The sequence below is a fragment of the Leptolyngbya cf. ectocarpi LEGE 11479 genome, assembly GCF_015207065.1.
Classification (GTDB): Bacteria; Cyanobacteriota; Cyanobacteriia; order Phormidesmidales; family Phormidesmidaceae; genus Leptothoe; species Leptothoe ectocarpi.
Map to the genome: position 1 here is coordinate 1 of NZ_JADEXP010000266.1, position 9,061 is coordinate 9,061.

Annotated in this window: 10 protein-coding genes; 5 read left to right on the forward strand and 5 right to left on the reverse strand. The window is 48.2% G+C overall.

Annotated features, from left to right (window positions below; translation table 11 throughout):
- The 3 genes from psbA to IQ260_RS22215 form a co-directional block, all read right to left on the reverse strand.
- On the reverse strand, positions 1-1,049 hold a 1,049-nt coding region (psbA, locus tag IQ260_RS22205; protein ID WP_193995272.1), incomplete at its 3' end, for a photosystem II q(b) protein.
- A 187-nt stretch (positions 1,050-1,236) separates the two neighbouring features.
- Positions 1,237-2,610 (reverse strand): sensor histidine kinase, encoded by a 1,374-nt coding sequence (locus tag IQ260_RS22210; RefSeq protein WP_193995273.1) that lies wholly within the window; start codon positions 2,608-2,610, stop codon positions 1,237-1,239.
- Between the two features lie 243 nt (positions 2,611-2,853).
- Positions 2,854-3,261: a hypothetical protein gene (locus IQ260_RS22215; protein ID WP_193995274.1), complete on the reverse strand. Its 408-nt coding sequence runs from the start codon at positions 3,259-3,261 to the stop codon at positions 2,854-2,856.
- Between the two features lie 327 nt (positions 3,262-3,588).
- On the opposite strand from IQ260_RS22215, the gene IQ260_RS22220 reads away from it, so the two are divergent.
- On the forward strand, positions 3,589-3,969 hold the full coding sequence (locus IQ260_RS22220; RefSeq protein ID WP_228016342.1) for a hypothetical protein: 381 nt from the start codon (positions 3,589-3,591) through the stop codon (positions 3,967-3,969).
- A gap of 149 nt (positions 3,970-4,118) precedes the next feature.
- Here IQ260_RS22220 and IQ260_RS22225 read toward each other — a convergent pair whose 3' ends face one another.
- Positions 4,119-5,489 (reverse strand): type 2 periplasmic-binding domain-containing protein, encoded by a 1,371-nt coding sequence (locus IQ260_RS22225; protein ID WP_193995276.1) that lies wholly within the window; start codon positions 5,487-5,489, stop codon positions 4,119-4,121.
- Positions 5,490-5,911: 422 nt separating this feature from the next.
- Here IQ260_RS22225 and IQ260_RS22230 point away from each other — a divergent pair, with 422 nt between their 5' ends.
- Positions 5,912-6,952: a pentapeptide repeat-containing protein gene (locus IQ260_RS22230; protein ID WP_193995277.1), complete on the forward strand. Its 1,041-nt coding sequence runs from the start codon at positions 5,912-5,914 to the stop codon at positions 6,950-6,952.
- 149 nt (positions 6,953-7,101) lie between these two features.
- Entirely contained in the window at positions 7,102-7,413 is a 312-nt protein-coding gene (locus tag IQ260_RS22235) for a hypothetical protein (protein ID WP_228016343.1), read from the forward strand.
- Positions 7,414-7,490: 77 nt separating this feature from the next.
- Here the strand turns inward: IQ260_RS22235 and IQ260_RS22240 are convergent, their stop codons facing one another.
- Positions 7,491-7,682 (reverse strand): hypothetical protein, encoded by a 192-nt coding sequence (locus IQ260_RS22240; protein ID WP_193995279.1) that lies wholly within the window; start codon positions 7,680-7,682, stop codon positions 7,491-7,493.
- Positions 7,683-8,157: 475 nt separating this feature from the next.
- Here IQ260_RS22240 and IQ260_RS22245 point away from each other — a divergent pair, with 475 nt between their 5' ends.
- Positions 8,158-8,508 carry a hypothetical protein gene (locus tag IQ260_RS22245; protein WP_193995280.1) on the forward strand — a complete coding sequence of 117 codons (351 nt, stop codon included), beginning with the start codon at positions 8,158-8,160 and terminating at the stop codon, positions 8,506-8,508.
- Positions 8,509-8,570: 62 nt separating this feature from the next.
- A partial coding sequence (locus tag IQ260_RS22250; protein ID WP_193995281.1) for a hypothetical protein occupies positions 8,571-9,061 on the forward strand: 491 nt, incomplete at its 3' end.

The following is a 9,061-nucleotide window of genomic DNA, read 5'->3' on the forward strand; positions in this document are numbered from 1 at the left end:
GCAGCTTCACCAGCAGCCAAGTCTAGAGGGAAGTTGTGAGCGTTACGCTCGTGCATTACTTCCATACCCAGGTTGGCACGGTTGATCACGTCAGCCCAAGTGCTGACGACACGACCCTGAGAGTCGATGATGGACTGGTTGAAGTTGAATCCGTTCAGGTTGAACGCCATGGTCGAAATACCCAGTGCTGTGAACCATATACCAACGACGGGCCATGCACCCAAGAAGAAGTGCAAGGAACGGCTGTTGTTAAAGGAGGCGTACTGGAAGATCAGACGACCGAAGTAGCCATGAGCTGCAACGATGTTGTAAGTCTCTTCTTCTTGGCCAAACTTGTAACCGTAGTTCTGAGACTCGACTTCAGTGGTCTCACGAACCAAGGAAGACGTTACCAGAGAACCGTGCATCGCGGAGAACAAGGAACCGCCGAAGACGCCAGCCACACCTAGCATGTGGAAGGGGTGCATCAGGATGTTGTGCTCAGCTTGGAAAACAAGCATGAAGTTGAACGTACCGGAAATACCGAGAGGCATACCATCAGAGAATGAACCCTGACCGATGGGGTAGATCAAGAAAACTGCAGAAGCTGCTGCTACAGGAGCAGAGTAAGCAACACAGATCCAAGGACGCATACCCAAGCGGTAGGAAAGTTCCCACTCACGACCCATGTAGCAGAAAACGCCGATGAGGAAGTGGAAAATAACCAGCTGGTAAGGGCCACCGTTATACAACCACTCATCCAGGGAAGCCGCTTCCCAGATGGGGTAGAAGTGTAGGCCGATAGCGTTGGAAGACGGAATTACAGCACCAGAGATGATGTTGTTACCAAGGATCAAAGAACCAGCAACAGGCTCACGAATACCGTCGATGTCAACGGGAGGAGCGGCGATGAAGGCGATTACAAAACAAGCGGTAGCAGCGAGTAGAGTAGGAATCATCAGAACGCCGAACCAGCCTACGTAGAGGCGGTTTTCGGTGCTGGTGATCCACTCACAAAACTGATCCCACAGGCTAGCGCTGTTGCGCTGTTGTTGTAGAAGGGTAGTCATGAATTAAATAATTGCGGGTTGCGAACAAAAGAAAATGAACGCGGGTTTACGTTATGTATGACCCTAATATAACAACTTTTGTTTAAGTTTTGTAACTATCTTTGGGTCTATATTAAAAACAAATCCCACCGATAAATGACACTTATCGGTGGGATTTTATTCAAGTTAGCTAGCACCTGCCGCACGTCTATGGCTCCGCGCGGACAGGCAGTGTGAAACAAAATTGACTCCCCTGCTGTTTGCCAGGTGACTCCGCCCAGATATCTCCACCCATCCCTTCGACTAGCGAACGGCAGATGGTCAACCCTAATCCCATTCCCCCTTGAGTTCGCTGAAGGTAATCTTCTTCCTGATGAAAACAATCAAACACTCGCGCTAGCTCTTCAGAAGCAATTCCTCGACCCGTATCAGAAATGCAGACCTTCATCAACGAAGGCGCAGCAGGCTGCGACCACAAAGCTTTGATACCTTCTTGCCCCATCATCTGAACGTCGATCTTGACTTCTCCTGCTGCCGACGTGAATCGAACAGCATTCTCTAACAGCCGCCTCATCACTTCAACCAAACGGTCTCCATAGGCCCAAACCGGCGACATCTGACTGGCCCATTCAACCCGCAGCTTCGACAAGGCTCCTTTGGGAGACTGCTTAAGAAAGCTACTCAGGGCAGCTTGTAGCGTATCGCTGGGGTTCATTAACTCCGTTTGAAAACAGATTTGTCCAGCCTTCAATCGACATAGCAAGTCAATATCTTGAACCAGCAGACGAAGTCGGTCTAAGTCTGTACAGGCTACCTCTAATAGCGTTTGTCGGTTCTTTTCCGAGAGCAATTCGTCCTCTTGTAATGTTTCTAGACAAACCTGAAGGGTCGAGAAAGGCGTCCGCAGCTCGTGGTTCACAATCGCCAGCACTTGTCGGCGTTCCCGTTCTAGCAGCTCAATCTGATGGCTGCGAGAGAGACTATCTATGCCCTTCTCCTGTACCGCCATTTTCTGCAGGAAAGGCGCTAACCGCATTTTGATGGTTGCAATCCAAGGCTGATATCCTGCTAATCCTTCAGGCAAGGACTCAAACAGCGAGTTCAAATAAAGACTGACATCTTCGTCTGAACGTATTTGCACAAAGTCTAAGGTCATCGACCAGATCTGAGTGAAGTAGTCCAGAAAGCCTTCAATTGAATGATGTAGCTCATAGAGTTCGTTCAACGCCAGCTCAGTCACCTGGCGCTGGGCCTGGGCTGGCATACTATCGCCTTCAGTCAACGTCTCCACCCCAACTTGAATCGTGGATAAGGAAGGCTGAATTCGATAGCTCAGCAGAGAAATTAATACGCTACGGATGTGTTCTAGAAGTTGAACGAGTGCTAACTCCGGTTGATCAGAGGGTTCAGCGGCAAGCCCCACATGCATCTGACAGGTTAAAGAAGCGGCCTGACCCTCCAAGAGGGGGAGTCTCAGCTTGACGCTGGGAGTCGCCGAATGAACGCCATCAGATAGATTGGTTGATATCAATTCGCCACCAAAGTCAAGTATTGTTACTGATTGTATAATAAATATAAACATTTATTTACATAACTCAATAATTACTGAGTCGTGACGGCGTGGCAATCAGGAGCGGTGCAAGCGAAGAGTTCATTTATCTGCGATCCTCAATCAAAAAAACCTCCACCATATAGGCAGAGGCTTGGAGAGTGTGTTGTTGGAGAGAATCTGAGAGGGAAAGGGTGCCTCATGAAAAATGAAGCTTCACAGATGTACGGAGACGCACCAGGCACCCAAGCTTGGTTAGCCTGACGTCCCGCGCTGTCAGCGGACGACGGACTTAGTACGAGCATCCAGCGAATCGAGGCGGGCTTCTTGGATGCTATCGATAGCCTTAGTCTGGTTGTTTAGGTGCTCGATACGTAGTTTGTGAACACTGTTTTTGGTACGAGCGTCCAACGCTTCTAGACGAGCGGCTTGAACGTTGTCTACAGCCTTAGTCCGAGCGTCCAATGCCTCTAGCCGAGTCGCTTGGATATCTTCGATGGCTTTGGACTGATTGTTTAGGTGGTCGATGCGTAGCTTATGGACGGAATTCTTAGTGCGGCTGTCTAGTTCTTCTAGTCGCGCTGATTGGATATTGAAGCTAGCGGGCTCAGCGGCGGCGGCGATGGGGGCAATGGCAGCGGATGCAACGAGGACGGTTAGGGCGGAAAGGATAGTGCGTTTCATAGTTAAAGCTCCTTGGTGAATCAGTGAAGTGTGGTTACTTGCTTCATTGATTCCTAGAATGCGGGAGCTACCTGAACGTCATCTGACCGGCGTCTGAGCGTTACTTAAGGGGTTTCTGAGATTGGCTGAGTAATGTTGGTGATGGGGGTCACAGGTGGGTTGCGGGGTTGCGATCGCAACTTGGATTTGAGAACTTAATTGAAATGCGACTGACTTTGCCCGATAAGATCTGCTTGTTAAACCTAGTCTCCACCTATGAACTGGAAAACTATATCTATTAGGGCAGCCATCACAACAATAGTGCTACTGAGCATTGACCAACCAAGTATGGCTCAAATCCGAGGTGCTACCCCACAGTGGGCAACCGCCTCCGGTGATTTAACGTTGACTATCATTGACCGTTGGGGAAGAAGCTGTGCTAGCGGCTCGGCTGTCGCGTCATATCAAGTCCGCAATGGCGCTCAAGGGTTGTTGTATCCTACAGACTGTGAGGCTGGACCTGATGCTGCCAGAGATAATATTGGGCTTCATCGGTTTGAGGATATTACAGGCGCAGAACGCTGCGTGGGTTCAATGCGCTTTGAGACCAATACGCCTGGACCTTCGACCGTGGCCGATACGACGTGGGTCATTGAACGCTCTGTTCCAGGATTTACCTGTAGTACAGCTGGAGAAACGTATAACGTACGACTGCTGCATACTGAATAAGGCCCCAAAGTAACCGGGTAATCCAATCGCTGCGCGAGATGCTGACGTTGGATGAGCAGCGATTGCCGGAGCTGGCGTTGCAGGATATGGTGATGCCGTTTTAGGGCGTGGGGCGTTGCGATCTCGCCGTAATACTTAACTCCGATAAATTAGCTAATACTTTCTGGAGTAGTAAATGGCGGTGAGATTAATACTCCACCGCAGTGCCAGAGCTGGTTCTTGTCATTTTCGATTGTAGGTTTTGCACATTGAGTAGATGTATCTGAAGAGGAACGAGGTGGATAATACTCTGATAAGTTTCTATCAAAAATGTCGTAGTAGCTACCAACTAAACGAATAATGTTCTGTGCAAATTTTTGAGATATGCCTAAAGAAGGCCCAATATGGTACTCGATGTCGTTAGACTCTAGACCCAAAAACTGCATGGCAGCAAAGCTTTTAGGATCACGAGCTTCATCCTTTACATTTGCTTGTGAAATACCCAGTTCAGCAGCTCGAATCGTGGCATAAACAGAATAATTTACAATATCTCGCCAACTAGAATCCCCATCACGATAAACAGGGCTCAAGAGCTCTTTAGAGATTAGCTGATTATCAAGATCTGGAGACATTTTCAAGGTGATCGCAGAACTATTCTTCATTTGCTCAGGATGTACCTTTAGCTGAGATTGATCAGCTGTGATTGCATGGCAGTTGAGATTTGAGGCGTAAATATCAAAGAAGTCGACCTTATTTAAGCGATCTTGATCTGTCCCTTCTGTACCGTCTTCTGAGGCTGGATCCCAAAGAGCAACGTTGATGCCATGAGTGTTTTTAAAGTTTTCTATGTTTTTCCAAGAAGTTGTCGAGTTTTGCACACAAATTGTTTTTCCATCGAGATCTGATAAATAGTGAATTCCTGAATCATTTTTGGCATAAATCTGTTGTTCATCGTAAAAGATTGTAGGACCGAAGAGTATCGGTTTTTCAAGATCTCTACCAACTGTCCAACTTGTATTACGAAATAAGATATCAACTTCTCTGTCGGCAACTTTGCTCAAGCGATTGCTATCACTAAGCTTCTGAAAGCTAATTTTTCTATCAATGAGAGGACGTATATCTTCAAATGATTCAAGATGTCCTGCTTCATCAAGGATTTCATCCCCAAAGATGGCAGAAGCAACAACTCGGCAGAAATCGGGATCAAAACCTTTCCAGATGTCTTTCTCTGTATAATTGGGTGGATTTCCTTCATGCTGTTGACTAAAGCCAGCAAGAGTACCGTTTACTCCGCATACTAATTCATCAGCTTCTTTTATTTTTGCTAAGGTGCTTGGTGTGCTTTTTATATGAATAGCTGTAGCTGCAGCAGCTGTCGTAAGAATAAAACAGAAGATTAGTGCAGCAGCTAGCATTAATCTCGTTGTTTTTTGTGAGAGCTGACTGCTAGCGAAGCTGCGCAGTCGATCATTAAGTAAAAATAAAACACAAGTAACATCGGCGATACCCGCAAGTAGGGTAACGATATCTAGGGAACGCATGTGAGAAAGTCTTTGCTAGCGTACGTACATACACTGATGTTGGAGCATCATGAAAGTTGAAGCTCAACAATAGGACAGTTTTAAATCTGTCCATTTAGCCACTGTATTCAGTCTTAATTAAGGTACTTGAACCGAAAAATAGAATTTGTGCTCTACCTTTGCCGAGAAGCGCTAGTTTAGTAATGTCTGCGCTATGTTTCAATATATTTCAATTAAGTCACACGCCTTCAATACTAGCACGTAGATGAGTTTAATTGCAGTTCTTATCCATTGAACAATCAAAGCTCAGCCACACCAGTTAATTGCTATGTTATGGACTGCTTTAGTCTATGGATTTTGGTCCTAACTTCAATTCATCCCAATTAGTGAGAATTTTGAATTTTTATAAGTGAAGCTATAGTCAGTTGAGTTGATTACTAGCGATGTCTTTGAGTTGGAAACGTAAGCTAAAGCCTCAAATAAGCCGTGAGCTAAAGCAGCAGCAGCGCATTGAAAAAATAGCATATGATTTGTATCAGAACCGCCTGTTACTAAAACGATCAGGAGATTCAAAAAGTGACTGGAGCACAGCGAGTAAAATTGTTCAAAATCCTTTAAGGATAACCCTGTTTATATGTCATCGTTCCTTCATCAAGCTGGAACAAAACATCTGGGAACCTATCCTGACATGGGCTAACAACCAGGCGATACTGAGTCTCCTAGGCTTAATCGGTAACGCTGGAGTCATCATGGCTGTTTTAATGTATGTCGGATCAGAGAAACAGCGGCGTGATGCTGAAGTACTCAATGCTTGGCAAACCCTCACTAATGCTCAAGGTCAACCAGGAAATGGGGGACGGATACATGCTTTAGAGTTCCTAAACGCGTCTCCTCGAAATGGAGAATCTGACTATTCTGGTGCAAACTGGCGACGAAGAGCAAGTTGTCTATGGATTTGTACTTGGGAGAGTGAAAGCTTAGCTGGGATAGATCTTTCTATAGAACCAGAAGATGAAAATATATCCAATAACGAGAGTGTTTTCTTAAATGATATTTTGTCGCATAAGATATCTCAAAAGATTTATCTCAGAGAAGTTCAGTTACCAGAAGCCGATCTAAGTTATTCCAATTTGGGGGGTGCTGACTTGAGAGAGGCTAATTTGGAGAAGGCTAACTTACTGGGGGCTAACCTGGAAGGTGCTGACCTGGGAGGTGCAAATCTTAAAGGAGCTTTTCTGTGGAGAAGCAATCTAAAAGGGGCGAACTTCTGGGGAGCTGATCTTGAAGGGGTTGCCTTTTTGGACACTAATCTAGAAAGTACTGTTCTGGGAGATGCGAATCTACAAAACATAAAAGTGGTAACTCAAGAACAATTGACTCAAGCAAAACTTTGTCTGACTAAATTACCTGATGGTATATCTCTTGACCCTAACCGCGACTGTCGAGAACTAAGGGTTTTCTCAGCTACAGAAATATTACCATAAGGGCATTCTTATATTTCTCTTCTGCGTCATCTTGAACTTGAGATAGCAACCCACCTCAACCACCCAAAACTGCCCTGTAGAGTACCAACGGCAACCTTACACGTCCGCCTACGCCGCCACACCCCACATCGCTGCGCCGTGGACGGTTGTTGTTCGCGCTGCTCACGCTATTTCGCCACTGTCACCGTCGAGCGGCAGCTTATCACAGCCAAGCTGTGAGCGCTTATGCTCTTGGGGTGCCAGCGGCTAGCTGGGGGTTTGAAGAGACGAGAGAGAAAGGAGAGGTAAGGGTATCTGTTCGCACTCTAGCCGTTAGGCCGCTCGGTGCCGGTAGTTTCTTCGTTCCCCAGCCTGGGCCGGTCGTGTGCGCCAGCGGTCGCCGTGTGGCCCCTAGAGGGGCCTGCTGCTCTACCACGGCAGGTAGTTCCCTGCTGTTAGACTTCCGTGGCTCTCCGGCCTAGGCACCCAGCTCAGCAGCTCCACAGCGCAGCCTCCGACCAGCAGCGCCGCATACTGCCCTCGATCGGCGGCCACGGCCTTACTTCGCCAGCCCTGCGCGTGCAGCCACGGTGCGAGGCCATAGGGCAGCCGCAGGGGCACCGCTAGCACTACGCCGCAGGCGATGCCGTCGCGGTGTGGGCGTGCCCACGGGCAGGCGTTGAGTATTTCGGGCTTGGGTTTTAGTTCTAGTTGTTGTTGTTTCATAGCTCGCTTGTGCATGAGTTAGCACCCCCAGCTGTGGCCTTTAGCTGGGGTGGGTTGTTGTCCCATTCCGTTGCTACCGTTGTTTGCTTGCTGCCCGCTAGCAGGGCTCTAGGCGTGTCTCTGGCTTGTTTCCTGGGGTTGTTGGTTTGGCTCTACTGCTCCGTCTTTGTAGGGTTTCCGCCCTAGCTCGCCGGTCTCTGTTTAGGTCCACCCTTGCGGGCTGCGTTTCCGTTTAGCGCCCCGAGTCTCACGCGAGTTCCGCTCCCCCTTGTACTTGGTACTATTGTACCATTTTTAGCGCTAAAAATGGTACAATAAAAGAGTTAAAAGAGAGTCTTATTTGATGTCTAAAGTCATTTTATATCAATGCTTTTAGATGTTTTAGAAGATTCTCTTTTAACTCTCTTTTTGGCAAGTTTTTGCTTTAGGTGGAATGACCTGGCTGCAACCAGATCATTCCGTGCACATCTTGCCTACCAATCGAAACAAAAGGAAACAAGATGTACGAATTAGATTTTAGTGCCTGCCAGGAACGGCGGGAACGACAGGACGATCAAAAAGCTGAGGAGTGGGGCTTTGCCACGTTGGAACTAGCGGAGCTGGTGCGGATATGGGGAAAGCAGGCCATAGAAACCGAACTGGCTAAACTCCCAGACACCCCACCAATGCAGTATCAGCCTCTCTGCGCCCAGTGTGTGAACTGGCAGCCACCGCACCCGATGCCTCTATCCAACGGCAACACCTATACAAGCCCTGGACTGTGTGAGCTACGAGCAGCCAGCGACCTGGTGCAGATGCCGCAGCACTACGCGGCTAAGTGCAGCTTTTACCAGCCTAATACGCCGTTCTAGACGCTTCCTTTGCACTGATGCGGGAGTGGTGCCCCGCTGTTCTCTACATCAACAACAGAATTATGACTGCATTAGCAACGACATCATCAAACGTATGGCAATGGGCTACGCTAAAATTCGATCCTTCAGAGCCGCGCACGTCTAACCCTGAGTGGCAAGCTCAGCACGGGGTATTAGTGGTGTTTAACGATGGTCAGGAACACCGCATTTATTACAATCCTGGCGTGCTATCGCTGCTGAAGCGTGGGGATACGGTGATGTGTCACTATCGCCAGGGGAAGTGGCGCATGGCGGCGGAGCAACCGCCGGAGCTGATTCAAAAATTAGAGCAGCGGCGGATTGATTCACCTGCTCACAACGAATTTGACCCAGTGCCGCAGGCTCCCAGCGGTCCAACAGCGCTGCCAACGCCGCCAGCTGCATCTGTTCCGACTACGCAGCCGACGAGTCGTGATGTGGTGGAAATCGTGGGCCTTTTTCAGGAGCTAAAAGGCGCATTGCCTGAGGCCCAGGAAACGACAGTACGAGCGTTTGCAAGCACGTTGTTTATGCA